Below are 23,755 nucleotides of genomic sequence, written 5' to 3'. Positions count from 1 at the left end.
TCAACCGGAGCCGCTTTGCCGGCTCCGGTTTACTTAGACCCTACTCAGCCAGACAGGCGTTGGTGTACCAGCCCGACACGTCCGGCATCTCGGTAAGTGTATCGCCATTGGCGTCACGCAAGATGCCGGCCTCAAACAGGAACCCGGTGATGCCGGTGATGAGATCGGCGTCGATCAGGCCAACGGGCTCGCCCGCATCACGCAGGAACCCTCCCTCGACCAGCGCCTTCATCGAGGCGTGGACCAGGTCCGGGTTGGACAGCATGCCGCCCGTCCCGGAGATCAGCATGTCGGCGGCGGCATCCGGATTGTCGGCGGCGAAAGCGTAACCACGCTGCGCTGCCTGAACGAAAGCAGTTGCCGTTTCCGCATTGGCCGCAAGCCAGGTGCCGTTGCCGCCCAGAAAAGTGGTGTGTTGGTCCGGTACGCCGTAATCGGCATAGCTGAACGTCCGCTGCGGCCGGTTCAGCAGCACGGAATTCACACCTTCCCAGGTACTGACTTCAAGGGTGAAATCGACCGAGCCATTGGCCAGCGCCTCATAGGCCGAGGTGCCGAGCGTCACCGTGTCGAATGTGCCCTCGCCGCCATCGTGCTTTATGATTGAGGATATCAGCGCATTTTCCCAGGCACTGCCGAAACCGGCATAGATCTTTCCATCAAGGTCCGCGGGACGTTGAATGTCCTCGCGTTCGCCATTGAAGACGAGACGCCCGGTCTCGTGCTGAACCACCGCCATCACCGCCGTCATGTCGGCGCCCATCGAGCGCTGGCTGTGGAAGCCGACGGCGCTCAAGATTCCGAACTGCGCAACGCCGGTCGCAACAAGCGTGCCCGACGAGGTGTCGGTATAGGGCAGGATCTCGACATCGAGACCGGCTTCCTTGAACCAGCCTTTGGCCTGGGCGACGTAAAGCCCGACATGATTGGTGTTGGGCGTCCAGTCGAGCGCCACGGTGAGCTTTTCCGCGGCCTGTACCGGCACAGCAATGAGCAGGGCCAGGGCAGTGAGAAGATGTTTCATGATCAGTCTCCGGTTTGGGTGAGAAGGGTGTCGAGGAGCTGGGCTTCAAGCTGGACGGCCTCGGCGGAGGGGGGACGGCCAAGGCGCGGGCGCGGGCCGGAGACAGCAAATTCGGCGATGATCCGGGCCGGCCTGCGTGAGAACACATAGATCCGGTCCGACAGCGCCACCGCCTCGCGCACATCGTGAGTGACCAGCAATGTGGTCCAGTGGGCCTGCTGCCAGCGGCTTTCCAGCCAGCCCTGCATCTCGGCGCGGGTCAGTGCGTCGAGCGCGCCGAACGGTTCATCAAGCAATTGCACCGGCCGGTCCTGTACGATGGTGCGCAAAAGGGCTGCCCGCTGGCGCATGCCGCCGGAGAGTTGCGCCGGGTAATGCTGCTCGAAACCATCCAGCCCGAAGGTTGAAAACAGCGGCAGTACCTTGGCGCGGGCTTCGTCACGATCCATCCCCTGCACTTCCAGCCCGAGGATGACGTTGTCGATAATCCGCCGCCACGGCATCAGCGCGTCACGCTGCGGCATGAAGGCAAAGGCCTGCGGGTTTTGGCTGAGCGGTGCGCCATTGACCCCGATTGTGCCCCGGTCCGGCGACAGCGCACCGGTGAGCAGCCGGAACAGGCTCGACTTGCCACATCCGGACGGTCCGAGGATCGACACGAATTCGCCCTTGCCGACCTGCAGCGAGATATCGTCGAGCACCGGCGTGCCGCCCAGCGTGAGTGAAACGTTTTGGATTTGCAAAGCGGTCATGGCGCTGCCCCCGCATGCCGCCAGCTCAACACGAGGCGCTGCAACAGCGCGGTGGCGCCAAACAGCAGCAGCGTCAGCAACGAGCTGATCACCACGGCGGCGAGCATCAGGTCGGGGCGAAAACTGTTCTTGGCGTTGAGGATGACTATGCCGAGACCGGCGCGGGCGCCGACATATTCGGCGAAGATTGCCGCCACCACCGCATAGGTGATCGAGATCCGAAGCCCGGCGAAAAAATAGGGCATCGCCGAAGGGAACCGGGCACGGCGGAAGATGCTCCAGCGGGATGCCCCCATCGAGCCGAGCAGCGCCTCGATGTCGGGTTCGGTGGACTCGTAACCATCAACCAGCGCCACCAGCATCGGGAAGAAGGTGACCAGCGCCACCAGCAGGATCTTTGGCGTCAGCCCGAAGCCGAACCACAGCACCACCAGCGGCGCTATCGCCACCAGCGGCAGGGTCTGGCTGATGACGAACACTGGAAACAGCGCGCGGCGCAGCTTCGGGGTGAAATCAATCAGCAGCGACAGCAAAAACGCCACCGAGACCGAGAACGCGAACCCGGTCAGCGTTGCATAAAGTGTCGGCAGCGTGTTGGCCCAGAGCATGTCGCGGTTGACCACGATCTGCTGCGCCACCCGCGAGGGCGCAGGCAGCACCAGCGCCGAGATGCCCGACAGCCGGACATAGATTTCCCACACACAAAGCGCGGTGAGCACACTGAGAATGGCCGGCAGGCCTTGAACAAGCCTTGCCGCCGGTAGCCCGGACGGTAAACGAGCCATGGGATCAGCGGATCGAAGGGCTGTTGGCGGAAACCGTCAGATCGATGGTGACGTGGCCTTGCGGCGGGCCGAAGCGGCAGAAGGCCTGCTGCAGCGTGGCAAACACCGGCCCTGAATCGCCGATGAGGCGGGTGCAGAAATTCTTCGACCGGTCGAAACAGCCGCTTGATTTGAGAAAATCGATACAGCCCATGATCTCGGCCATGTGGTCGCCGGCGCCCATCACATAGAGCGAGAACTGTGCCCGGGCGACTTCCCCGGTCATAGCGGTTTCGGCCAGTACGGCCTGCGCCCCGGCCTGACGGCTTTCAAGCGATTCGGATGGATTGGCCAGTGAAGATGTCTGGCAGATCGGGTCATCCGGCTCGCCGGGACATCCGCGCGACAGCGTCGCCCGCAGCACCACATGCTGCCGCGATGCGGCGGCGGCAACATAGAGATCACGCAGCGCCGGGAACAGCACTTCGGGCGGACCGACAATCAGCGTCGAGATATCGTCGGTCTCGATCCTGAGCCGGTCACGGTACGGATCAAGCGCCGAAAGCGATGACACGATCACGTCGACGAACCCATCGGTCATCGGATAAAGGGATACTTGCGCGCCTGCGAACATCTTGGTTCCTCCTTGCTACGCTGGCATTATCCAGATCAGCTTCGAGGGTCCGTGGGCATGGCGCCCGCGTCTCAGCCGCGGCTCTACGCGGCACCCCTGTGGTGAGGCGCATTCAACAGGATTTACATGCAAATGCAAGGGTTTTTGTTTGGTGGCCGATAGTTGTTTCCGGACATGGCAAGACGCAGCGCCGGGAGAAGGCTCCCCGACGCTGCATCCCGCTTTTTCGTGGCAATTTCCTGAGGTCGAGCTCAGTGCTTCTTCACCGGACCGATGTAAGACACCTTCAGCGTGCCGGAATAGGCATTCATCCTGGCACCGAACAGGGCGTGGTGCTTCTGCGCCAGATAGGAATATTCAGTGCCCTGGCAGTCGAGCATCTTGATCTGTCTGTAGCCCGAACGACGCAGGTTTTCGGCACCGGCGCGGCAATCCTTGCGCGATACCTTCACCACCTCATTCTTGCGGGTTGCCCGGTGATCGCGAACCTTGGGCTGTGTGGCGATGCGGTGGTCACGCACCTGAACTTCGGCGGCGGCACGATGATCACGGACGTTGCGGGAGGAATCGCTGGCCTGAGCCGGTGCCTGGATAAGGATGGTTGCGAGGCTGGCGGCGGCGAGGGTGAGAATGGATTTGGTCAACATGCTCTGTCTCCGGTGTGTGGGTTTCAATAACGCCACCCTGATCCACGCCGGTTGAACCGTTTCTGAAGTCCCCGTTCATCACCGGTTCACGCCGTTCGTCCGGGCCGTTCGTCTGGTCGATGCCCCGTGTCAGCCTTTCGATCTGCGAAATCACAAAACCAGTGCATAAATCGCATTTTCGCCCTGCCAAACGAGCTGAAATTGTAGATCATGCAGCCATGAAACATATTCTCCCGTCGCTCGTCGTTCTCCTGTTATCGGCGGCACCTGCCAGCGCAAAGACCATTTGCACCGTCATTGCAGATGCAATGTCCGGAGACGTGCTGCTTGAGCAGGGTGATTGCCGCTCCCGGGTGACGCCGGCCTCAACCTTCAAGATTGCGCTGAGCCTGATGGGGTTTGAGTCCGGCTTTCTCACCGGCGTCAACGCACCGGTCCTGCCGTTCAAACAGGGGTATCCCGATTGGGGCGGGTCGAGCTGGACCCAGCCAACCGATCCAACCCGATGGATGAAATATTCGGTGGTCTGGTATTCCCAACAGATCACCTCTGCTCTGGGGGTCAAAAAACTGCAGCGCTACGCCGAAACCTTCGACTATGGAAACGCCGACTTCAGCGGTGACCCGGGCAAGAACAACGCGCTGGAACGCGCATGGATCAGTTCGTCCCTGAAGATCGCGCCGCTGGAGCAGGTTACGTTCCTGCGCAATCTCACGAACCGCACACTGCCCGCCACACCCCAAGCCCTCAACCTGACCATGGCAATTGTTGAAACCACACCCGCCAGCGGTGGCTGGATGATTTCCGGCAAGACCGGCTCCGCCTATCCCCGGCTGGCAGATGGATCTTTTGACCGGGCAAAGGGCTGGGGCTGGTTTGTCGGCTGGGCTGAAAAGGATGGTCGCAGGCTGGTCTTTACCCGCCTCAACCAGGACGAGAAACGCGAAAAAGGCTCGGCCGGGATCCGGGCGGAGACCGCTTTTATCAAGCAATGGCCCGAATTGATCGCAGCGATTCCTTGATAGCCAGATCCGCTATCCGGGCTGGCAATCGCTGGCTTCACTTGATCCCGCTCCCCCTCGCACCATATTCTGTCGATGAAACGCCGCTCCTTTCTCAAATTTTCAGCCCTCGCCGCCGTTTTCGGCCTTGGCGCATCGGGGACCGCAATGGCTTTAGCCCGCAACTCCAACCGCTATCACTCCGGTCCGGTCAGCGACCATTTCGACGGGGTGCGGTTCTTCAATCCCGATGGCGCGGCGCCAAAAGGCTTTTCCGATCTGTTGAGATGGAAGTTCAACGGCAAGCAAGTGAGCTGGCCAGCCACAGTCAGAAGCCCGTTCGCCCCTGCCCGGCCCGAGCCTCGCGTCGAAGGCGACCAATTGCGCATTACAATGGTCGGCCACGCCACCATGCTGATCCAGACCGCCGGGCTGAACATTCTGACCGATCCGGTCTGGTCTGATCGCGCCAGTCCGCTCACCTTTGCCGGACCGAAGCGGGTGACCGCCCCCGGCATCGCTTTCGAGGATCTGCCGGACATCGACCTGGTGCTGCTGTCGCACAATCATTACGACCATCTCGACCTGGTGACGCTGGCGCGGCTGAGACAGGCGCACAATCCGCTGGTGATCACGCCGCTCGGCAATGACACCATCATCAAGGCGCACACCCCGACAATGCGGGTGATCACCGCCGACTGGGGCCAGGCGGTCGAATCCGGCCCGGCGACGGTGCATTTCGAACCCTGCCACCATTGGTCGGCGCGCGGCATGAATGACCGCTCGATGGCGCTGTGGGCGGCCTTTGTGATCGAGACGCCGGGCGGCAAGATTCTGCATATCGGCGACACCGGCTTCGACAATGGCCGGCCTTACAAGAACGCCCGCGACAAGCATGGCAAGTTCCGCGCCGCGATCCTGCCGGTCGGCGCCTATGAGCCGCGCTGGTTCATGAAGGATCAGCACCAGAATCCCGACGAGGCGATTGACGGTTTCCTGCTTTCGGGCGCCGACCATGCGCTGGGCCATCACTGGGGCACCTTCCAGCTGACCGACGAAGGCCGCGACGCGCCTGCGGAAGTACTTCATGCCAAGCTGGCCGAAAAGGGTGTGGCCAAGGACCGGTTCCGGCCGCTGCATGTTGGCGAGACCTGGGAAGCGCCAGCAACAAGCGTCTAGACGCTGAGCCCGGCTGCCCGGCACTGGTAATTGCGGTGCATTTTTGCCATATAGGCCGTCAACAGCAACGGGTGCGCAGCATGGAACCGATGGTCCCTTTCGCCAAGATGAACGGACTGGGCAACGACATTGTCGTCATCGACATGCGCGGCCGCAGCGATGCCGTAACCGCGGAAGCGGCAATCGCGCTGGCGGCGGGTGAAAAAACCGGCTTCGACCAGATCATGGCGATCCACGATACCGAGATCCACGGCGTCGATTACCGCATCGACATTCTCAACCGCGACGGCTCCCGCGCCCAGGCCTGCGGCAATGGCACACGCTGTGTGGTGCAGGCGCTGGCAAGTGAAACCGGGCGCAAGAGTTTCACCTTCAAGACGCTGGCCGGAATTCTCAATGCCGAAGAGCATGACGACGGGCTGATCTCGGTCGACATGGGCGTGCCGGAATTTGCCTGGGACAAGATCCCGCTGGCCGAAGAATTTTACGACACCACCCGCATCGAATTGCAGATCGGTCCGATTGACGCTCCGGTGCTGCACTCGCCGTCGGCCATGTCGATGGGCAATCCACATGCGATTTTCTGGGTCAAGGACGATGTCTGGTCCTATGATCTGGAACGCTTCGGACCGCTGTTGGAAAACCATCCGATCTTTCCCGAGCGCGCCAATATCTCGATTGCCCGGGTGATCGATGCGTCCAACATGGATTTGCGAACCTGGGAACGCGGCGTCGGCCTCACCCGCGCCTGTGGCTCGGCGGCCTGTGCTGCGGCGGCCTCGGCGTCGCGCACCGACCGCACCGGCCGCCAGGTCACCGTCAATCTGCCCGGCGGTCCGCTGAAGATCGACTGGCGCGCCAACAATCACGTGGTCATGACCGGCCCGGCCGAATGGGAATTTTCAGGCCGCATCAACCCGGCAACCGGCGGCTGGCTGACTGATGAGGCGGCGGCGTGAGCGGTGTCCGCGTCCTGACATTCGGATGCCGGCTCAACACGTTCGAATCCGAGACCATGCGCAATGCGGCCGAAACCGCCGGGCTCAACAATGCGATTCTGGTCAACACCTGCGCGGTGACCGCTGACGCGGTGCGCCAGGCGCGGCAATCGATCCGCCGGGCGCGACGCGAAAACCCGCATGCCCGCATCGTCGTGTCGGGCTGCGCCGCACAGACCGAGCCGGAGACCTTTGCGGCGATGGCCGAAGTTGACGCGGTGATCGGCAATGACGACAAGGGCCGGGTTTCGACCTACAAGAAACTGCCGGACTTCGGCGTCGACGACAGCGAAAAGATCCGCGTCAACGACATCATGTCGGTGCGCGAAACCGCGCCGCAGATGATCGAGGCGGTGTCCGGCCATGCCCGCGCCTTCGTCCAGGTGCAGAACGGTTGTGATCACCGCTGCACCTTCTGCGTCATCCCCTTTGGCCGCGGCAATTCCCGCTCGGTGCCGATGGGTGCGGTTGTCGAGCAGATCGCCAAGCTGGTCGACAACGGCTATGACGAAGTCGTCATCACCGGCGTTGACGCCACCAGCTATGGCGCCGACCTGCCCGGACAGCCAAAGCTCGGAACGCTGGCTGCGACGATTCTCAGGCAAGTGCCGGAGCTGAAGCGGCTCAGGCTGTCGTCGATTGATTCGATCGAGGTCGATGACGCGCTGATGGATCTGATTGCGGATGAACCGCGCTTCATGCCGCATCTGCACCTGTCGCTGCAGCATGGCGACGACATGATTCTCAAGCGGATGAAACGGCGGCACAGGCGCGATGACGCGATCAAGTTCTGCCGCACGGTGCGCGATCTGAGGCCGGGATTTGCCTTCGGCGCCGATTTGATTGCCGGATTTCCGACCGAGACGGAAGAGATGTTCGCCCGCTCGCTCGACATCATCGACGAGTGCGGCATTGCCTTCCTGCATGTGTTTCCCTATTCGCCGCGCGAGGGAACACCGGCCGCACGGATGCCGCAGCTTGACCGCGGACTGATCAAGACCCGCGCTGCACGGCTGCGGGCGCATGGCGAAAAAGCCTATGACGCGCATCTCGCAAAAATGGTCGAAAACGGCGATACCCATTCGGTGCTGGTCGAGTTTTCAGGCACGGCGCGGACGGAAAATTTCACCCCGGTGGTTGCGTCAAACGCGCCAAGGGGCCAGATGGCGGTGATAAGGGTGACCGGACGGGATGGCGATCACCTGACCGGCGAACTGGTTGGCACGGCAGCGGAGGGGAACACCACCCCGGCCCGCGCCGCAGGCTGACCCCAGCAAGGACGACAGACAGGCATGGCGCTCAGCTTCATCAAGAAAGTTTTCTCCTTCGGGCGAAACAAGGAAGTCGCGCCGGACCCCGCGGCTGAACCGGCGCCGGATTCAGCGGCCGAAACCGCACCCGAGGCAGCATCCGAACCCGAGGCGCCGCTCGCATCCGCCACGCCCGCAGCTGCGCCAGAACAGTCTTTCCCGCACGATGGCGGCGAGATGCAGTTCACCCCGGAGACAGCGGTTGCTGATGAGCTGTCACCGCCCGCGCCTGCTGACAAAGAGCATGCGGGCGAACCGCCGATACATGCCGACCCCGTGGAAGAAGGCCCCGAGGACGGGCTGACCCCGGAGGAACTGTCCGCCGATCCGGTCCTCGCGCCCGTGCCCGACGAAACACCGGAACCCGCATCGCAAGACACGGCGTCCAAGGCCTTGCCTCAGGATGGCGGCGGCATGCAGGTCACCCCGGAAATGGCGGCCACCGATGAGCTGCCACCGGCCGCTCCGGTTGATAAAGACCATGCGACCGAAGCCCCGATTCACGCCGAACCCGTGGAAGAAGGCCCCGAGGACGGGCTGACCCCGGAAGAACTGTCCGCCGATCCGGCCGTCCCGCCCGTGCCCGACGAAACGCCAGAGCCCACACAGGAGCCGGCGCAGCGCAGCGTGGTTGTTCGCGATACCGTGTCCCCGCTGGAGCCGGTTGTTGCGCCTGAGCCGGTGGCGGAAGAGAAATCCAACTGGTGGCAGCGTCTGCGCCAGGGCCTGTCGCGCACTTCCGGTCAGCTGACCGGCCAGATCAGCGGCATCTTCACCAAGCGCAAGCTGGATGATGACACGCTGGAAGAGCTGGAAGACATTCTGCTTCAGGCCGATCTGGGCGTCGAGACCGCAATGAAGATCACCGGCGTGTTGTCTGCCACCCGCTACGGCAAGGACATTTCGCCGGCGGAAGTGGAGAAGGTCATGGCCGAGGAGATCACACGCGTTCTGGAGCCGGTGGCCAGGCCGCTTGAACTTGATCTGAGCCACAAGCCACATGTGATTCTGGTCGTCGGCGTCAACGGCACCGGCAAGACCACCACCATCGGCAAGCTCGCCGCAAAGCTGAGCTCCGGCGGGCTGAAGGTGATGCTTGCTGCCGGCGACACATTCCGCGCTGCTGCCATCGAGCAGCTGAAGATCTGGGGCGACCGCACCGGCTCGAAAGTGGTTTCGACCAAGCTTGGCGCCGATGCCGCTGGCCTGGCCTATGAGGCCTTCGAGTCCGCCCGCACTGACGGCGCCGACGTGCTGATCATCGACACCGCCGGACGGCTGCAAAACCGCACCGAGCTGATGGATGAGCTGGCCAAGGTGGTTCGGGTCATCAAGAAACTCGACCCCGACGCACCGCACACGGTGCTGCAGACGCTCGACGCCACCACCGGTCAGAATGCGCTGGGCCAAGTCGAGATCTTCCGCAATGTCGCCGGCGTCAACGGGCTGGTGATGACCAAGCTCGACGGCACCGCCCGCGGCGGCATCCTTGTCGCCATTGCCGCCAAACATAAATTGCCTGTCTATTTCGTCGGTGTCGGCGAGGGTGTAGACGATCTCGAACCCTTTGAGGCGGCTGATTTCGCATCAGCCATTGCCGGACAACCGACCGGAGAAGTCAAATGAGCGACCGCAAGCCACTCGAAGCCGAGGCTGCCGACCAAGACATCCATATATTCGAGCGTGATCCTGGCGACCCGAAGCGCAAGCACGTCAATCCGCTGCTCAAGCTGGTGCTCGAACTCGGACCGCTGCTGGTGTTTTTCTTCGCCAATTCCAAGGGCGCCTGGATTGCCGAACGGGTGCCGTTCCTGGCCGATATCGGCGGTCCGATCTTTGTCGGCACTGCCTGCTTCATGATCGCCACGGCGATTGCGCTGACCGCATCCTGGATCCTGACCCGCACCCTGCCGATCATGCCGCTCTTGTCGGGCGTCATCGTGCTGATCTTCGGCGCGCTGACGCTGTGGCTGCAGGACGAGACCTTCATCAAGGTCAAGCCGACCATCATCAACACCATGTTTGGCGCCATCCTGCTGGGCGGCTTGCTGTTCGGGAAATCGTTCCTCGGCTACGTGTTTGATTCCGCCTTCAAGCTCGACGCCGAAGGCTGGCGCATCCTGACCTTCCGCTGGGGCCTGTTCTTCCTGCTGATGGCGGTGATCAACGAGGTGATCTGGCGCAATTTCTCCACCGACTTCTGGATCACCTTCAAGGTCTGGGGCAACATGCCGCTGTCGATCGTCTTCACGCTGGCGCAACTGCCGCTGATGCAGCGGCATGCACTGCCGGAAGAGGGTGTGGAAAGCGCAGAAAGTTAGGCTGTCTGATCATCAATGGCAGCCGCCCGGACGATGCTGGCAGAGGCAACAGATCAATACATATCAAGCCGCGCCGACACTGCGTGCCAACTTGCCCAGCGTTTGCTGGCCGAGTTCCACCGCGCCAAAACCCTTGGCCTGCTGAAATTCCGCTGCCGTGCTGAACACCATGCCCAATGTGACTTTCGTGGCCCCGCCCTGATTCTCAAACGAAACCCAGGCATCGGCATGCTTTGGTCCGTTCTCGCCCCAAAGCAGCGTGTAGCTGATCCGGTCCTCGGTTTTGACATCACCATAGATGTGGTGGTTGGGGTAGACCGTACCGTCCGGCCCGATCATGTCGAACACCCATTCGCCGCCGGCCCGCAGGTCGATTCGCCTGGTACGGCAGGTAAACCCGTCCGGCCCCCACCATTTGGGCAGGGATTCCGGGTTGAGCCAGGCGCCCCAGACGATATTGCGCGGCGCCTCGATCACCCGGCTCAGCAGCATCGTGCGCTCGCTCACCGCCACCAGATTGTCCAGCCCGGCGCCAAATCCCTCGCGGTAGCCGTCCTCCATGTCTTCAGCCAGTGAAGAAAGCTGCACGGTCATGATCACCCGGCTGCCCTCGCCCACGCTGGAGAAATCCGCCGTGATCAATGCCGCCGACTGGGTGACCCCTTCAGTCGAGATCACCTCGTAATTGACGCTGCACGCAGCCCGCTGCAACTCCAGCCATCCGGCCTCGCAGCGCGTGTCGGGAAATCCTTCCACCTTGCACAGCGAGACTTCGCGGCCTCCGACACGGGTATCGGCCTCGAGAAATTCCACAGTAACCAAGGGCGAAGGTGGTGCCCATACTGCCCGCGCGGCCGGCGCAGTCCAGGCTTCCCACAGGGTTGTGACAGGGGCCGCAAACTGCCGTTCAAATGTCAGCGTCGCAAAACGTCCGCTCATCTCACAAGTCCTTTCGCATAGGCTTCGAGTTGCGTCACCACCGTGCCCCAGCCATCAAAGAAGCCCATTTGCTCATGCGTCGCCCTGGTCTCCGGATTGCGATGACGGGCAATCGCGGTGTAGCTGGTGCCGCCGTCGGGCGTATCCTTGAGAAGCAGGATCGCGGTCATGAAAGGGTCGGGCGCCGGTTTCCAGCCTTCGCTATAGGTATCGGTGAACACCAGTTTCTCCTCCGGCACCACCTCCAGATAAACCCCGAGATTTTCCATGACATTGCCTTCGACATCGAAGGTGGTGTTGAACCGCCCACCAACCCGCAAGTCGATCTCCACCGAGGTTACCTTGTGGGGGGCGGGGATGAAGAAGTGCGGGATGTGCTTCGGCAGCGTCCAGCATTCCCAGATCAGATGCCGCGGCACGGCCAGCGTGCGGGTAAAGCTCAAGTCCGTGGCCGGATCCAGCTCCAGTTTCAGTGTCATGTCTTTTGCTCCTCCATCACCGTTTTCACATAATCGTCCAACCGGTCGAGCCGGGATTCCCAGATTTGCCTCTGCTCATCGAGCCATGTCCGCATCGGCGCCAGCGCCTCAGGCACGATGGCGCAGGTGCGCACCCGCCCGTCCTTCGAGGTTGCGATCAACCCAGCTTCCTCCAGCACCGAAAGATGCCGCATCACCGTGGGCAGGCGCAGTCCTGTCGGATTGGCCAACTCGGTCACCGGTGCAGATCCCTGCGCCAGCCGCGTCAAGATTGAGCGCCGGGTCGGGTCCGCCAGTGCGTGAAACAGGTTCGAGAGATCAGTATCATGCTTAGCCATACAGCTAAGTATCTCGACCGCGCGGCGCCGTCAAGGGACAGTTAGCAATGTTGCTAGGTATTTTTGTGGCGGGTGGGTAAATGCAGCTCCTCCATGTCGGATAGTTCCGTCTCCAGGGGCTGTCACAGAACCATAACGCGCGCGTCATCGGGCTGTAATCCGGTCCGGGCATGAGAGGCTTCTCACAAAAGGAGATCCTCGTGAAAGCTCGTATTCTATCCCTCGCCATCCTTGCCCTGGCATCCCCGGCCACCGCCCAGGAGATCTTTCCCGCCACTCTGGCCGGCCACGCCTATCTGCCTGCTCTAAGCCTGCTGGCACCGCCTGCCGATGCACCCCGCGATGGCTGGATCAGCGGCAAGTTTACCGGCGTTGGCCGCAACGGAGTGCCTCTGTCCGTGCCGGGCGACACCGGCGGCATGCACGGCAAACGCCTGACCGGAATCAGCCTGCCCTTCATCGGCCAGCCGCTGCAGGGATTTTCGGGTTTTGCCATGGACAAGGCCGAAGATGGTTCGGTCTATGTGCTGACCGACAACGGCTTTGGCTCGAAGGCCAACAGCCCTGACACAATGCTTTTTTTCAGCCGCATGATGGCCGATTTCGAGACCGGAAAAGTCGACATCAAGGAAACCGTTTTCCTGCATGACCCCGATTTCAAGGTGCCCTTCCGCATCTCCTGGGACGGAACCGACAACCGCTATCTGACGGGGGCCGATTTCGACCTCGAAAGCATCCAGCGCATTGGCGATTCGATCTGGATCGGCGAAGAGTTCGGGCCTTACCTGATTGAAGCCGACCTTGATGGCCGGGTGAAGGGTGTCTATCCCACGATGATGAACGGCAAACAACTCAAGGGCGCTGACACGCCGGGCATCTCGGCCACATCCGTGATCGGCAAGGACTGGACCGTTCCGCGTTCGGGCGGCTACGAGGGCATGGCGCTGCAGCCCGGCACCGGTCTTTTGTGGGCAATGCTGGAGAAGCCGCTACTAGGTGAAGACGGCAAGAGTGAAGGCGATTTCCTGCGCGTGCTGGCCTTCGATCCGGCCAAGCGCGAATGGACCGGTGACAGCTTCAAGTTCAAGCTTGCCGAAGGTGCAACGGCGATCGGTGATTTCAACTTCATCGACGACACACGTGCGCTGGTGATCGAGCGCGACAATGGCGAGGGTGAGCCAAGCCTGAAATGCGCCGGTGAGCCGGCGGCTGATTGTTTCCCGAACCCGGCAATGGTCAAGCACGTCGTGCTGATCGATACCGCAAGCGTCGATGCGGATGGCTATGTGCGCCGTATCGGGCAGATCGACCTGATGAACATCGCCGATCCCGAAGGACGGGCGCGGATTACCACGGATGGCGGTGAAGAAGGCCGATTCAGCCTGCCCTTCTTCACCATCGAGGATGTGATGCGGGTCGACGATACCCATATCATGGTGGCGATAGACAACAATTTGCCGTTCTCGTCAGGCCGCAAGCTCGACGCCGCGGCGGACAATGAAGTGGTGCTGCTGAGCGTGCCCGAGTTGCTGGCCGCGCAATGAGGCGTTGAAATTGCCGGGGGATCACACCCCCCGGCACCCACACGATCATGTCATGCGGAGAAGCCCGAGAGCGGCGCCTCTGATTGGCTTAACCCGCATTCCCGAACGGCCCGGAATAACCCCGCGCCATCACCTCGCGCTCGTGGCCGAGCATCCAGTGCACCGTCGGAAAGGCGATCTCGTCCATCGGCAGCTTGTCCCAGTCGAACAGCTCAACTTCCAGGCTTTCCTCGCCAATGCCGAACAAGGCAGCACCCGCACCCGGATCAATCAGTTCAGCGCGCCAGATCAGTTGCACCTGGCTCAGGCGCGGGACGGAATAGATGGCCAGCAATTCGCCGAGCTTGAGATTGGCCAGCGCCTCTTCGCGCGCCTCGCGGCGGGCGCCATCCTCGGGTGTTTCATTAAGTTCAAGATAGCCTGCCGGCACGGTCCAGAAGCCGCGGCGCGGCTCGATGGCGCGGCGGCACAACAAGACCTTGCCCTCGTGCCGGACCACCGATCCGACGACAATGCGCGGGTTCTGGTAATCGACGAAGCCGCATGTCTGGCAGACATCGCGTGCATGGGTGTCGCCAGCGGGAACCAGACGGTCGAAGTGTTTCTCGGTGCTCATCGCTCAAACATAGAGCGCAGAGACATGCACGGCGAGATCAATCCGCTGACAGAATGTCAAAAAACTCAGCTTGCGGGCGCCATCGCCTTTTCAATCGCCGGCAACAGCTTGTCGCGCAGGCTTTCGGTGGTGAACGGGCCGATCTGCTTGAACAGGATTTCTCCGTCCGGCGCCACCAGATAGGTCTCCGGAATGCCGTAAACACCCCAGTCGATCGCCGATTTGCCCACCGGGTCGATGCCGACGGCGGAAAACGGATTGCCGAGCTCGCCCAGAAACCTCAGCGCGTTGTCGTTCTTGTCCTTGTAGTTGATGCCGACAAGCTCGAGCCGCGGATCTTGCGAGAGTTCGAGCAGCACCGGGTGCTCCTGGCGGCAGGGCACGCACCACGACGCCCAGACATTGACCAGTGACAGCTTGCCCGCAATCGCCGCATCGGTCAGCGCCGGCACCGGCTTGCCATCCGCGATCAAACCTTCAAGCGGCGGCAGGCTCAGCGACGGGGCTTGCGAGCCGATCAGCACCGAGGGAATTTCGCTGGCGTCCTTGCCGGAGCCAAGCTGATAGAGAAACACCCCTGCCAGCGCGATGAACAGCGCCAGCGGCAAATAGGCAATCAGCGCCCGCTTGCGGTTGGGGGCAGCCGGTGTCGCGTCATGGGTCTCTTCGCTCATGACCGCGGCCCGCCTTCCGCCTTGGAGCGCCGCCGCACACCTTGCGCCTCGAACTCGGCCAGTTCGGCTCTGCGGGCGCGGCCGTCAAGCAGGATGCCGATCAGCAATCCGGCCAGCGTCACGGCTGTGGCTGCGTAGGACAAAAACACGAAAGCTTGATGGCTCATCATGCGCGCCCACCTCCAGCGCCAATTGCTTGCGCGGCCTGACGCCGCATTGCCTGCACCCGGCGCCGCAGGATCTCGTTGCGCATCGCCATCAGATGCAGCGTGAAAAAGATCAGCGTGTAGGCCACTGCCATCACCAGCAGCGGATAGAGCATCGTCGGGTGAATGGTCGGGCCGTCAAGCCGCATCACGCTGGCCGGCTGGTGCAGCGTGTTCCACCATTCGACCGAAAACTTGATGATCGGGATATTGATGAAACCAACCAGTGTGAGAACCGCAGCCGGACGGGCGGCACGGGCCGGATCATCCATCGCCTTGTGCAGCGCCATCAGCCCCAGATACATCAGGAAAAGCACGAAGACCGAGGTCAGCCGCGCGTCCCAGACCCACCAGGTGCCCCACATCGGCCGGCCCCATAGCGAGCCGGTCAAGAGCGACAGGAAGGTGAAGGCTGCACCAATCGGCAGCGCCGTCTTGGCCGCCACATCGGCCAGCGGATGTCGCCAGACCAGGGTGCCGATCGAGGCGATCGCCATCACCGAATAGCACATCATCGCAAGCCAGGCCGCAGGCACGTGGATGAACATGATCCTGACGGTGATGCCCTGCTGGTAATCCTCGGGCGCGGCAAACGACATGTAGAGCCCGACCAGCAGCGACAAAACCGCTGCTGTGGCCAGATAGGGCAGAATCTTGCCGGAGAGGGCAAGAAACCGGGTCGGATTGGCGAGGCTGGTAAACCAGCCCTGGGATGCTGTGGTGTCACTCATGGCTTTTTTCTAATGCTTGCTGCGTGTGGTTTCAATGCGGCAAATCAATCAGAGGCTCCTTTGAGCGCCGCAGCCGCCGCAACCGGGCCGAGAGCGGCGAAAAACAGCGCGATTGCCGACAGGATCATGAACGGCGGCATGAATGGATCCGGGTCGGTGACTGCAGCGTAAGACGCACTGACGCCGAAAATCAGGATCGGGATCGCCAGGGGAAGAATCAGGATCGAGACCAGCAACCCGCCACGCGGCAAGACAACGGCGACGGCAGCGCCGACAGCGCCGATGAACGAGATCGCCGGGGTGCCGACCAGCAGTGTCAGCATGACAGCACCGGTGGAGGTGGCGCTCATGTTCATCAACAGCCCCAGCAGCGGGGCTGCCAGCACCAGGGGCAGGCCGGTGGCCAGCCAATGCGCCAGGCTTTTGACGAACACCGTCAGCACCAGCGAGAACCAGTCCTGCATCACCAGCATGTCGAGCGAGCCGTCTTCGCGGTCGGCCTGAAACAGCCGGTCGAGACCGAGCAGCGAGGCCAGCAACGCACCGATCCACAGGATCGCCGGGCCGATCCGCGCCAAGAGATTGAGATCCGGGCCGATGCCAAAGGGAATCACCGCCACCACTGCGAGAAAGAACAACACGCCGAGCATCGCCGCCCCGCCGGAGCGGGTGGCAATTGCCAGATCGCGCCTCAGCAGCGCCATCATGTCCAGGACTCCCCGGAGCTTGAGGCCGGGCGATGAACGCCGGTCAATTCCAGCGACTGAATATTATTCAGCCCTAGCGGCTGATGTGTGGCGGCAATCGCCAGTCCGCCATTGTCGAGATGATCGCTGACCAGATCGGCAAACAATTGATCGGAGCGCTTGTCGAGCGCTGCCGTCGGTTCATCGAGCAACCACAGCGGCCGCGCCGAAACCAGCAGCCGCGCCAGCGCGATGCGGCGCTGTTGACCGGCAGAAAGATAGCCGAACGGCAGATGCGCCACGCCGGTAAGCTCGACCGCATCAATCGCCGCATCGACTGACAGGCCTTCTGCGTTTTCGGTGTGGTGAAAATTTTTCCAGAATTGCAGATTTTCCGAGACCCGAAGCTCGCGCTTCATGGCGTTGCGATGGCCGAGATAATGGGCGAATTCGGAAACCGGCAGCGCCACACCGTCGTCGCCGGTGAGCACGAAACTGCCCGAATCGGCCGCCAGCAATCCGGCCAGCACTCTCAAAAGCGTTGATTTTCCCGATCCGTTGGGTCCGGTGATGACCATCGCTTGCCCACGCGCAATGGTAAAGCCGATGTCTTCGAACAGGACGCTGTCGCCGCGCCGTCCCTTGAGTTTCAAAGCTGTCGCCTGCATCGGCCCCCGCATTCGGCCCGCTCAACGAGCCCGGCTGTCGTGTTCCATACCATCGCCCAGAAAACATTCGTCAAAAAATATTGAAATGGGCCTTTGGTTGATCTGGCACGTTCACGCGAAAGAATCTATAAGGCCCGCAACCACGCCAGCGGTCGGCGTGAATTCAATCTAGCGCCGAACATGATGCCCCAAGCATCACGGGCGGACAGCGGAAATGACCGTACCCGCATCCTTGTCCACGCAGTCAGCGTGTAAGGTGTTCGCCCTCGATGTTCGGCCGAACTCATGAAAGCAGGTTGCTCGTGGCCAAATCACTCGACAGCTTCAACTGCCGTTCCACCCTCGATGTCGAGGGCACGGACTATGTCTATTACAGCCTCGTTGAGGCGGAGAAGAACGGCCTGACCGGGATCTCGACGCTTCCTTTCTCGATGAAGGTGATTCTCGAGAACCTGCTTCGCAATGAAGACGGCCAGACAGTCAAGAAGGACGACATCCTCGCCGTCGTCGCCTGGCTGACCAACAAGGGCAAGGCCGACGCTGAAATCGCCTACCGCCCGGCCCGCGTGCTGATGCAGGATTTCACCGGCGTTCCCGCCGTGGTCGACCTGGCCGCGATGCGCGACGCCATGGTGGCGCTCGGCGGCGATCCGCAGAAGATCAACCCGCTGGTACCGGTCGATCTGGTCATCGACCACTCGGTCATCGTCGACGAATTCGGCACACCGCAGGCGCTGGCGCACAATGTCGAGCGCGAATATGAGCGCAATGGCGAGCGCTACCGCTTTTTGAAGTGGGGCCAGCAGGCGTTCAAGAATTTCCGCGTCGTGCCTCCCGGCACCGGCATCTGCCATCAGGTCAACCTTGAATATCTCGGCCAGACCGTGTGGACCAAGGAAGAAGACGGCGAAATCACCGCCTATCCCGACACCTGCGTCGGCACCGACAGCCACACCACCATGATCAATGGTCTTGGTGTGTTGGGCTGGGGCGTTGGCGGGATTGAAGCCGAAGCCGCCATGCTCGGCCAGCCAATCTCCATGCTGCTGCCCGAAGTCATCGGCTTCCGCCTCACCGGCGCACTCAAGGAAGGCGTCACCGCCACCGATCTGGTGCTGACTGTTGTGCAGATGCTGCGCCAGAAGGGTGTTGTCTCGAAATTCGTCGAATTCTTCGGCCCCGGCCTTGATTCGATGTCACTCGCCGACCGCGCCACCATCGGCAATATGGGCCCGGAATACGGCGCCACCTGCGGCTTCTTCCCGGTTGATGGCGAAACCATCAACTACCTGACCATATCGGGCCGTGAAGAAAACCGCATCAAGCTGGTTGAAGCCTATTCCAAGGCGCAAGGCATGTGGCGCGAAACCGCTGCAGCCGAGCCGGTGTTCACCGACACGCTGGATCTTGATCTCGGCACCGTCGTGCCGTCGATGGCTGGTCCGAAGCGTCCGGAAGGCCGGATTCCGCTCGAAGGCATCGCCACCGGCTTCGCCAAGTCGCTGGAAGATGAATACAAGAAGCCGGGTCAGCTCAACAATCGCTATCAGGTCGAGGGCGAGGATTACGATCTGGGTCATGGCGACGTCGCCATTGCCGCAATCACATCCTGCACCAACACATCCAATCCGAGCGTGCTGATCGGCGCCGGCCTGCTGGCCCGCAACGCGCTGGCCAAGGGTCTCAAGACCAAGCCATGGGTGAAGACCTCGCTGGCTCCCGGCAGCCAGGTGGTGGCCGAGTATCTGGCCAAATCCGGTCTGCAGACCGATCTCGATGCGCTTGGCTTCAACCTGGTCGGCTTTGGCTGCACCACCTGCATCGGCAACTCCGGCCCGTTGCCGGCACCGGTGTCCAAGACCATCAACGACAAGGGCCTGATTGCCGCCGGCGTGTTGTCGGGCAACCGCAACTTCGAAGGCCGTATTTCGCCTGACGTGCAGGCCAACTACCTGGCCTCACCGCCGCTGGTGGTGGCCTATGCGCTGGCCGGTTCGGTTCAGAAGGACCTGACCGTCGAGCCGCTGGGCGAAGACCAGGACGGCAACCCGGTCTACCTCAAGGACATCTGGCCCTCCTCGCAGGAGATCCAGGAATTCATCATGAAATACGTCACCCGCGCACTCTACGCGGCCAAATATGCCGACGTGTTCAAGGGTGACGAAAACTGGCAGGCCGTCGAAGTGCCGACCAGCCAGACCTATGCCTGGGAAGACAACTCAACCTATGTGCAGAACCCGCCTTACTTTGAGGGCATGGGCAAGACCGGCGCCGGCATTTCCGACATCAAGGGTGCCCGCGTGCTGGGTCTGTTCGGTGACAAGATCACCACCGACCACATCTCTCCGGCAGGCTCGATCAAGGCACAATCCCCTGCAGGCGCCTATCTGATGGATCATGGCGTCGGCGTCATGGACTTCAACCAGTACGGCACCCGTCGCGGCAATCACGAAGTGATGATGCGCGGCACCTTCGCCAATATCCGGCTGCGCAACTACATGCTCGGACCGAATGGTCGCGAAGGCGGCTATACGTTCCATTACCCGAGCCGCGAGGAGATCTCGATCTTCGATGCGGCCATGCAGTACAAGGCCGAAGGCGTACCATTGGTGATTTTCGCCGGTGCCGAATATGGCAATGGTTCGTCGCGTGACTGGGCTGCCAAGGGCACCAACCTTTTGGGCGTCCGCGCAGTCATCGCCCAGTCCTACGAGCGCATTCACCGCTCCAACCTGGTCGGCATGGGTGTGATCCCGTTCGTCTTCGAAGACGGCACCTCCTGGGAAAGCCTCGGCCTGAAGGGCGACGAGACGGTGTCGATCGACGGGCTGGCCAATATCCAGCCGGGCGAGAAGAAGGTCGCCAAGGTCACCTTCGCCGATGGCACGGTCAAGGATGTGCCTCTGATCTGCCGCGTCGATACGCTCGATGAACTCGGATACCTCAAGAATGGTGGCATCCTGCAGACAGTTCTGCGCGATCTGGCCGCCTGACCGATTTCAGCTTGATCAACAACCGGCGCCGGGGCACATTGCCCCGGCGTTTTTCGTTTGAGAACCCTGCACTCCAGCCTCACCGCAACGTGATTTGGACGTGTCCGGGACTCCGCGTTACCTTTTGTCAGTATCTGGAGTATCACCCTGACAGAAACGGACCCACCCGCATGACCGCCCGCGCCTGCTTTCTCGCTTTTGCCCTTCCCCTGCTGACGGTGGCAACCAGCATTGCCGCCCCCGGCATCGCACGAGCGGGCGACTTCACCGGTGTCGTCGAGCTGTTCACCAGCCAGGGCTGCTCCTCCTGTCCGCCAGCCGACGCGGAAATTGCCAAGATGGTCAAGCAGGGAGAGGTTCTGGCGCTCAGCTACCATGTCGACTACTGGAACTATCTCGGCTGGGCCGACACGCTGTCGAGCGCCGCCAGCACCGAGCGGCAATATGGCTATGCCCTCTCGCTCCGGCGCAAGAATGTCTACACGCCGCAAATGGTCATCAATGGCCAGGACCATACCAACGGCGCTGACCGCGAAGCGGTCGACAAGATCGTCAAGACCCTGTCCGACAGCGGCGCCGGACTCACCGTTGACGTGGCGGCCAAGATCGACTCGGTCGGATTGAAGATCTCGGTCGGTGCGGGCGAAGGCAAGGCTAACATCGTTGCGGTCTATTTCGATGACGCCACCGAGGTGAACATCAAGCGCGGCGAAAACAGCGGCCGCTCGATCACCTATCACCACAGTGTGCGGGACATGGAAACCATCGGAATGTGGGACGGAGAGGCACTCAGCCTGATACTGCCCGTATCGGTCATGTCCGCCTACCCCGGGCGCGGCTGCGCGATATTGCTGCAAGTGGTCGGCGAGGACGGTTCGCCAGGACGTATTCTTGGAGCCGCCATGATCGAACCGGATGCTTCCACGTAAAAAGACACACCATACGAAAAAGGACCGGCATGAAGCCGGTCCAGTTGATAGGGGGCTGCCTCACGCATCAGTCGCGGGAACGGCCTGAAGCTGCAAGGCGCATCAATCATCAAATCAGTTACGATCAGAGACCGAACGCTTGCGAAAGATCCGTTCCGGGAACCCCGAGGGGGGCTGGGGGGCTGTAAATCGAAGTCCCCGGTTCGAACCGTCTGAGGCAACGCGGCAACAATTGCCGCCAAATCGGGCGCGGATTTGGCGGAAATGCGGCCCAATTATGCCGGTGTCCGGTTTCACCCCTGAACACGGTAAACAACCGCAACGAGGTGAATCGTTTCGTGATGGTGCAACGCGGGATTGTCCTGAAAAGCGACAGACGCTGGAAAATCCGCCGCCAGCCTTGAATTTGCGACTGTGTCAGGCAAACTGGACTTATGAGCAATGATTTGCAGTCCACATAATGGCTGACGGGGCGGATTACTCAGCGAGCCGCAGTGCGGGCGGCAGCGCCGCGACAGTTGACCTGTCTGAACACCGCCGCCGTAACACGCCAGAGCCGGTGACATTCCAGCGCCGCGAGCTGGATCGCATCCTGCAGGTGTACGGCAGGATGGTTGCCGAGGGCCAATGGCGCGATTACGCCATAGACCATCTGCGCGACCGGGCAATTTTCTCCGCCTTTCGCCGCACCAGCGAAGTGCCGCTCTACCGCATCGAAAAAGACCCCTCCCGAGCTCGCAAGCAGGGCGCCTTCGCCATCATTTCGGCCGCCGGCGTGGTGCTCAAACGCGGCCACGAACTGCAAACCGTACTGAGATATTTCGACAAGGCACCGCGCGTGGTCCGTTGATAGCGTTACCCGCCGAACAATGTGCCGGGATAAATCGTCGGGTCCGGATCGGTTGCCTTGCCCTGACCCAGCGGCCTCTGCATGAAGACGGTATCAAGCCAGCGGCCCTGTTTGTGACCGGAGCCGGTGATCATGCCGGAGCTGACAAAACCCGCCTTTTGATGAACTGCGATCGAGGCCGGGTGGGCGCCGCCGATCACTGCGATCATCTGCCGGAATCCGAGCGCCTCGCACCGACCGATCAAGGTTTCGAGCAAAGCCCCGCCAACGCCCCGGCCGCGCGCTTCGGGTGCCAGATAGATTGAATCCTCCACCAGCCAGCGATAGGCCGGGCGCGTCCGGAACGCCGAGGCATAGGCATAGCCCAGCACCCCGCCCTCATCGTCTGTGGCGATCAGATAGGGATAGCCCTTGTCTGTGATCGCCGCCATCCGCTCCGCCATCTCCGCCTGGCTGGGTGCGAGCAATTCGTAGCTGGCGACGCCGTAAAGTACGCTGTCGGCATAGATGCGGGTGATCTCGGGCAGGTCTGCTGGCGTGGGGTCGCGGATGATCATGGGCACCGGTCCAAATGGGTCAGGCCACCCGTGTATCGTCCCACCGGATCACAGCCAACAAAAAAGGCGGCCCGAAGACCGCCTTTTCCTGATCAGATTGATCTGTTCCGAGAACTACTCGCGATTGCCGAGGAAGTGCAGCAGGAACATGAACAGGTTGATGAAGTCGAGATACAGGCGCAGCGCGCCCATGATAGCCTTGCGGCCAGCCGTGTCGTGGCTGTCGCTCTCGTAATACATCGACTTGATCTGCTGAGTGTCATAGGCGGTGAGACCTGCGAAGATCAGCACGCCAAGACCGGAGATGACGAATTCCATCATCGGCGACTGCAGGAAGATGTTGACCACCATGGCGATGATCAGGCCGAACAGGCCCATCATCAGGAACGAGCCCATCGCCGACAGGTTCTTCTTGGTGGTGTAGCCGTAAAGCGACAACGCACCAAAAGAAGCAGCGGTGATGAAGAACGTCTGGGTGATCGATGCACCGGTGTAGACCAGGAAGATCGACGACAGCGAGACGCCCATCATTGCGGCAAAGACCCAGAAAGTGGTTTGCGCAGCAGAGACGCTCATCTTTTCAATGCGGGCGCTCAGGAAAAACACCATCCCGAGTGGAGCCAGCATGACCACCCATTTGAGCGGCGAGCCATAGAGCGCGGCGCCAAGGCCGGTCAGCATCTTGCCATTGCCCAGCGTTGCAACTGCAGCGGCCGGATCATTGGTGGTTGCGAACATTGCGATCGCATAGGCTGCGACACCGGTGATGCCGAGGCCCAGTGCCATCAGGTTGTAAACGCGCAGCATGTAGGCGCGAAGGCCTGCATCAATGTCGGCACCCGCATAGGCGCCGTTTGCTGTGCGGACATTCGAATTGCGAAGGTCAGCCATGTTTTCCTCTTTATAAGCCCCGAT

At 61.6% G+C, this 23,755-nt stretch carries 26 protein-coding genes and 1 riboswitch; of the genes, 10 read left to right on the top strand and 16 right to left on the bottom strand.

Annotation, left to right across the window (positions count from 1 at the left end; genetic code table 11):
• Positions 1 to 40: 40 nt before the first annotated feature.
• The 5 genes from IMCC20628_RS21490 to IMCC20628_RS21470 all read right to left on the bottom strand — a co-directional run bounded on the left by IMCC20628_RS21490 (position 41) and on the right by IMCC20628_RS21470 (position 3,821).
• Positions 41 to 1,024 (bottom strand): ABC transporter substrate-binding protein, encoded by a 984-nt coding sequence (locus IMCC20628_RS21490; RefSeq protein ID WP_047031899.1) that lies wholly within the window; start codon positions 1,022 to 1,024, stop codon positions 41 to 43.
• A gap of 2 nt (positions 1,025 to 1,026) precedes the next feature.
• The gene (locus IMCC20628_RS21485) at positions 1,027 to 1,776 is read right to left on the bottom strand and encodes an ABC transporter ATP-binding protein (protein WP_047031898.1); all 750 of its coding nucleotides are present in this window, start codon (positions 1,774 to 1,776) and stop codon (positions 1,027 to 1,029) included.
• On the bottom strand, positions 1,773 to 2,561 hold the full coding sequence (locus IMCC20628_RS21480) for an ABC transporter permease (RefSeq protein WP_047031897.1): 789 nt from the start codon (positions 2,559 to 2,561) through the stop codon (positions 1,773 to 1,775). The genes IMCC20628_RS21485 and IMCC20628_RS21480 overlap by 4 nt, the downstream gene beginning before the upstream one ends.
• A 4-nt stretch (positions 2,562 to 2,565) precedes the next feature.
• Positions 2,566 to 3,174 carry a YkoF family thiamine/hydroxymethylpyrimidine-binding protein gene (locus IMCC20628_RS21475; RefSeq protein WP_047031896.1) on the bottom strand — a complete coding sequence of 203 codons (609 nt, stop codon included), beginning with the start codon at positions 3,172 to 3,174 and terminating at the stop codon, positions 2,566 to 2,568.
• Positions 3,169 to 3,282, bottom strand: a riboswitch (TPP riboswitch). (Overlaps the previous gene by 6 nt.)
• Positions 3,283 to 3,425: 143 nt before the next feature.
• Complete coding sequence (locus tag IMCC20628_RS21470) at positions 3,426 to 3,821, bottom strand: hypothetical protein (protein WP_047031895.1); 396 nt, start codon at positions 3,819 to 3,821, stop codon at positions 3,426 to 3,428.
• A 218-nt stretch (positions 3,822 to 4,039) separates the two neighbouring features.
• Between IMCC20628_RS21470 and blaOXA the strand changes: the two genes are divergently transcribed.
• The 6 genes from blaOXA to IMCC20628_RS21440 all read left to right on the top strand — a co-directional run bounded on the left by blaOXA (position 4,040) and on the right by IMCC20628_RS21440 (position 10,630).
• Positions 4,040 to 4,843, top strand: a complete 804-nt coding sequence (gene blaOXA, locus IMCC20628_RS21465; RefSeq protein WP_047031894.1) for a class D beta-lactamase — start codon at positions 4,040 to 4,042, stop codon at positions 4,841 to 4,843.
• A 75-nt stretch (positions 4,844 to 4,918) separates the two neighbouring features.
• Complete coding sequence (locus IMCC20628_RS21460) at positions 4,919 to 6,001, top strand: MBL fold metallo-hydrolase (RefSeq protein ID WP_047031893.1); 1,083 nt, start codon at positions 4,919 to 4,921, stop codon at positions 5,999 to 6,001.
• 80 nt (positions 6,002 to 6,081) lie between these two features.
• Positions 6,082 to 6,960 carry a diaminopimelate epimerase gene (dapF, locus tag IMCC20628_RS21455; protein WP_047031892.1) on the top strand — a complete coding sequence of 293 codons (879 nt, stop codon included), beginning with the start codon at positions 6,082 to 6,084 and terminating at the stop codon, positions 6,958 to 6,960.
• A complete protein-coding gene (gene mtaB, locus IMCC20628_RS21450; RefSeq protein WP_047031891.1) occupies positions 6,957 to 8,267 on the top strand; it encodes a tRNA (N(6)-L-threonylcarbamoyladenosine(37)-C(2))-methylthiotransferase MtaB in 1,311 nt (436 codons plus the stop codon). Before dapF ends, mtaB begins: the two co-directional genes overlap by 4 nt.
• Before the next feature lie 24 nt (positions 8,268 to 8,291).
• Positions 8,292 to 9,935: a signal recognition particle-docking protein FtsY gene (gene ftsY, locus IMCC20628_RS21445; RefSeq protein ID WP_047031890.1), complete on the top strand. Its 1,644-nt coding sequence runs from the start codon at positions 8,292 to 8,294 to the stop codon at positions 9,933 to 9,935.
• Positions 9,932 to 10,630, top strand: a complete 699-nt coding sequence (locus IMCC20628_RS21440; RefSeq protein ID WP_047031889.1) for a septation protein A — start codon at positions 9,932 to 9,934, stop codon at positions 10,628 to 10,630. The genes ftsY and IMCC20628_RS21440 overlap by 4 nt, the downstream gene beginning before the upstream one ends.
• 63 nt (positions 10,631 to 10,693) lie before the next feature.
• Here the strand turns inward: IMCC20628_RS21440 and IMCC20628_RS21435 are convergent, their stop codons facing one another.
• From IMCC20628_RS21435 to IMCC20628_RS21425, 3 genes are read right to left on the bottom strand one after another with little or no spacing between them, the layout of a single operon-like run.
• Positions 10,694 to 11,569 (bottom strand): SRPBCC family protein, encoded by an 876-nt coding sequence (locus IMCC20628_RS21435; RefSeq protein ID WP_047031888.1) that lies wholly within the window; start codon positions 11,567 to 11,569, stop codon positions 10,694 to 10,696.
• Complete coding sequence (locus IMCC20628_RS21430) at positions 11,566 to 12,048, bottom strand: SRPBCC family protein (protein WP_197078359.1); 483 nt, start codon at positions 12,046 to 12,048, stop codon at positions 11,566 to 11,568. Before IMCC20628_RS21430 ends, IMCC20628_RS21435 begins: the two co-directional genes overlap by 4 nt.
• On the bottom strand, positions 12,045 to 12,386 hold the full coding sequence (locus IMCC20628_RS21425) for a metalloregulator ArsR/SmtB family transcription factor (protein WP_047031887.1): 342 nt from the start codon (positions 12,384 to 12,386) through the stop codon (positions 12,045 to 12,047). Before IMCC20628_RS21425 ends, IMCC20628_RS21430 begins: the two co-directional genes overlap by 4 nt.
• A 200-nt stretch (positions 12,387 to 12,586) precedes the next feature.
• Between IMCC20628_RS21425 and IMCC20628_RS21420 the strand changes: the two genes are divergently transcribed.
• Complete coding sequence (locus tag IMCC20628_RS21420) at positions 12,587 to 13,930, top strand: esterase-like activity of phytase family protein (RefSeq protein WP_047031886.1); 1,344 nt, start codon at positions 12,587 to 12,589, stop codon at positions 13,928 to 13,930.
• Positions 13,931 to 14,018: 88 nt separating this feature from the next.
• Here the strand turns inward: IMCC20628_RS21420 and IMCC20628_RS21415 are convergent, their stop codons facing one another.
• The 6 genes from IMCC20628_RS21415 to ccmA all read right to left on the bottom strand — a co-directional run bounded on the left by IMCC20628_RS21415 (position 14,019) and on the right by ccmA (position 17,511).
• Positions 14,019 to 14,546: an NUDIX hydrolase gene (locus IMCC20628_RS21415; protein WP_047031885.1), complete on the bottom strand. Its 528-nt coding sequence runs from the start codon at positions 14,544 to 14,546 to the stop codon at positions 14,019 to 14,021.
• A 65-nt stretch (positions 14,547 to 14,611) separates the two neighbouring features.
• Complete coding sequence (locus IMCC20628_RS21410) at positions 14,612 to 15,220, bottom strand: DsbE family thiol:disulfide interchange protein (RefSeq protein WP_047031884.1); 609 nt, start codon at positions 15,218 to 15,220, stop codon at positions 14,612 to 14,614.
• On the bottom strand, positions 15,217 to 15,390 hold the full coding sequence (gene ccmD / locus IMCC20628_RS21405; protein WP_047031883.1) for a heme exporter protein CcmD: 174 nt from the start codon (positions 15,388 to 15,390) through the stop codon (positions 15,217 to 15,219). The genes IMCC20628_RS21410 and ccmD overlap by 4 nt, the downstream gene beginning before the upstream one ends.
• Positions 15,387 to 16,157: a heme ABC transporter permease gene (locus IMCC20628_RS21400; RefSeq protein ID WP_047031882.1), complete on the bottom strand. Its 771-nt coding sequence runs from the start codon at positions 16,155 to 16,157 to the stop codon at positions 15,387 to 15,389. Before IMCC20628_RS21400 ends, ccmD begins: the two co-directional genes overlap by 4 nt.
• Before the next feature lie 44 nt (positions 16,158 to 16,201).
• Complete coding sequence (gene ccmB, locus IMCC20628_RS21395; protein ID WP_047031881.1) at positions 16,202 to 16,864, bottom strand: heme exporter protein CcmB; 663 nt, start codon at positions 16,862 to 16,864, stop codon at positions 16,202 to 16,204.
• Positions 16,861 to 17,511 carry a heme ABC exporter ATP-binding protein CcmA gene (ccmA, locus tag IMCC20628_RS21390; protein WP_047032860.1) on the bottom strand — a complete coding sequence of 217 codons (651 nt, stop codon included), beginning with the start codon at positions 17,509 to 17,511 and terminating at the stop codon, positions 16,861 to 16,863. Before ccmA ends, ccmB begins: the two co-directional genes overlap by 4 nt.
• Before the next feature lie 302 nt (positions 17,512 to 17,813).
• Here ccmA and acnA point away from each other — a divergent pair, with 302 nt between their 5' ends.
• The 3 genes from acnA to IMCC20628_RS21375 all read left to right on the top strand — a co-directional run bounded on the left by acnA (position 17,814) and on the right by IMCC20628_RS21375 (position 22,283).
• Complete coding sequence (gene acnA / locus IMCC20628_RS21385) at positions 17,814 to 20,504, top strand: aconitate hydratase AcnA (protein ID WP_047032859.1); 2,691 nt, start codon at positions 17,814 to 17,816, stop codon at positions 20,502 to 20,504.
• A 170-nt stretch (positions 20,505 to 20,674) separates the two neighbouring features.
• A complete protein-coding gene (locus tag IMCC20628_RS21380; protein WP_047031880.1) occupies positions 20,675 to 21,433 on the top strand; it encodes a DUF1223 domain-containing protein in 759 nt (252 codons plus the stop codon).
• 460 nt (positions 21,434 to 21,893) lie between these two features.
• Entirely contained in the window at positions 21,894 to 22,283 is a 390-nt protein-coding gene (locus IMCC20628_RS21375; protein WP_047031879.1) for a DUF2794 domain-containing protein, read from the top strand.
• Positions 22,284 to 22,288: 5 nt separating this feature from the next.
• Here IMCC20628_RS21375 and IMCC20628_RS21370 read toward each other — a convergent pair whose 3' ends face one another.
• Together IMCC20628_RS21370 and IMCC20628_RS21365 are read right to left on the bottom strand one after the other, a co-directional pair.
• Positions 22,289 to 22,846, bottom strand: coding sequence for a GNAT family N-acetyltransferase (locus IMCC20628_RS21370; protein ID WP_245307835.1), 558 nt, complete (start codon positions 22,844 to 22,846; stop codon positions 22,289 to 22,291).
• 108 nt (positions 22,847 to 22,954) lie between these two features.
• Entirely contained in the window at positions 22,955 to 23,731 is a 777-nt protein-coding gene (locus tag IMCC20628_RS21365) for a Bax inhibitor-1/YccA family protein (RefSeq protein ID WP_047032858.1), read from the bottom strand.
• Positions 23,732 to 23,755: the final 24 nt, after the last annotated feature.

Origin of the sequence: Hoeflea sp. IMCC20628 (assembly GCF_001011155.1) — a bacterium.
Taxonomy (GTDB): domain Bacteria; phylum Pseudomonadota; class Alphaproteobacteria; order Rhizobiales; family Rhizobiaceae; genus Hoeflea.
The sequence above is the reverse complement of the archived record's forward strand: the minus strand, read 5'-3'. Positions and strand labels throughout refer to the sequence as shown.

Bases quoted from the DNA above. Each gene is read 5' to 3' on its own strand.
- IMCC20628_RS21490 (WP_047031899.1), bottom strand. From the start codon at position 1,024: ATGAAACATCTTCTCACTGCCCTGGCCCTGCTCATTGCTGTGCCGGTA.
- IMCC20628_RS21485 (WP_047031898.1), bottom strand. From the start codon at position 1,776: ATGACCGCTTTGCAAATCCAAAACGTTTCACTCACGCTGGGCGGCACG.
- IMCC20628_RS21480 (WP_047031897.1), bottom strand. From the start codon at position 2,561: ATGGCTCGTTTACCGTCCGGGCTACCGGCGGCAAGGCTTGTTCAAGGC.
- IMCC20628_RS21475 (WP_047031896.1), bottom strand. From the start codon at position 3,174: ATGTTCGCAGGCGCGCAAGTATCCCTTTATCCGATGACCGATGGGTTC.
- IMCC20628_RS21470 (WP_047031895.1), bottom strand. From the start codon at position 3,821: ATGTTGACCAAATCCATTCTCACCCTCGCCGCCGCCAGCCTCGCAACC.
- blaOXA (WP_047031894.1), top strand. From the start codon at position 4,040: ATGAAACATATTCTCCCGTCGCTCGTCGTTCTCCTGTTATCGGCGGCA.
- IMCC20628_RS21460 (WP_047031893.1), top strand. From the start codon at position 4,919: ATGAAACGCCGCTCCTTTCTCAAATTTTCAGCCCTCGCCGCCGTTTTC.
- dapF (WP_047031892.1), top strand. From the start codon at position 6,082: ATGGAACCGATGGTCCCTTTCGCCAAGATGAACGGACTGGGCAACGAC.
- ftsY (WP_047031890.1), top strand. From the start codon at position 8,292: ATGGCGCTCAGCTTCATCAAGAAAGTTTTCTCCTTCGGGCGAAACAAG.
- IMCC20628_RS21440 (WP_047031889.1), top strand. From the start codon at position 9,932: ATGAGCGACCGCAAGCCACTCGAAGCCGAGGCTGCCGACCAAGACATC.
- IMCC20628_RS21435 (WP_047031888.1), bottom strand. From the start codon at position 11,569: ATGAGCGGACGTTTTGCGACGCTGACATTTGAACGGCAGTTTGCGGCC.
- IMCC20628_RS21430 (WP_197078359.1), bottom strand. From the start codon at position 12,048: ATGACACTGAAACTGGAGCTGGATCCGGCCACGGACTTGAGCTTTACC.
- IMCC20628_RS21425 (WP_047031887.1), bottom strand. From the start codon at position 12,386: ATGGCTAAGCATGATACTGATCTCTCGAACCTGTTTCACGCACTGGCG.
- IMCC20628_RS21415 (WP_047031885.1), bottom strand. From the start codon at position 14,546: ATGAGCACCGAGAAACACTTCGACCGTCTGGTTCCCGCTGGCGACACC.
- IMCC20628_RS21410 (WP_047031884.1), bottom strand. From the start codon at position 15,220: ATGAGCGAAGAGACCCATGACGCGACACCGGCTGCCCCCAACCGCAAG.
- ccmD (WP_047031883.1), bottom strand. From the start codon at position 15,390: ATGATGAGCCATCAAGCTTTCGTGTTTTTGTCCTACGCAGCCACAGCC.
- IMCC20628_RS21400 (WP_047031882.1), bottom strand. From the start codon at position 16,157: ATGAGTGACACCACAGCATCCCAGGGCTGGTTTACCAGCCTCGCCAAT.
- ccmB (WP_047031881.1), bottom strand. From the start codon at position 16,864: ATGATGGCGCTGCTGAGGCGCGATCTGGCAATTGCCACCCGCTCCGGC.
- ccmA (WP_047032860.1), bottom strand. From the start codon at position 17,511: ATGCAGGCGACAGCTTTGAAACTCAAGGGACGGCGCGGCGACAGCGTC.
- IMCC20628_RS21380 (WP_047031880.1), top strand. From the start codon at position 20,675: ATGACCGCCCGCGCCTGCTTTCTCGCTTTTGCCCTTCCCCTGCTGACG.
- IMCC20628_RS21375 (WP_047031879.1), top strand. From the start codon at position 21,894: ATGGCTGACGGGGCGGATTACTCAGCGAGCCGCAGTGCGGGCGGCAGC.
- IMCC20628_RS21365 (WP_047032858.1), bottom strand. From the start codon at position 23,731: ATGGCTGACCTTCGCAATTCGAATGTCCGCACAGCAAACGGCGCCTAT.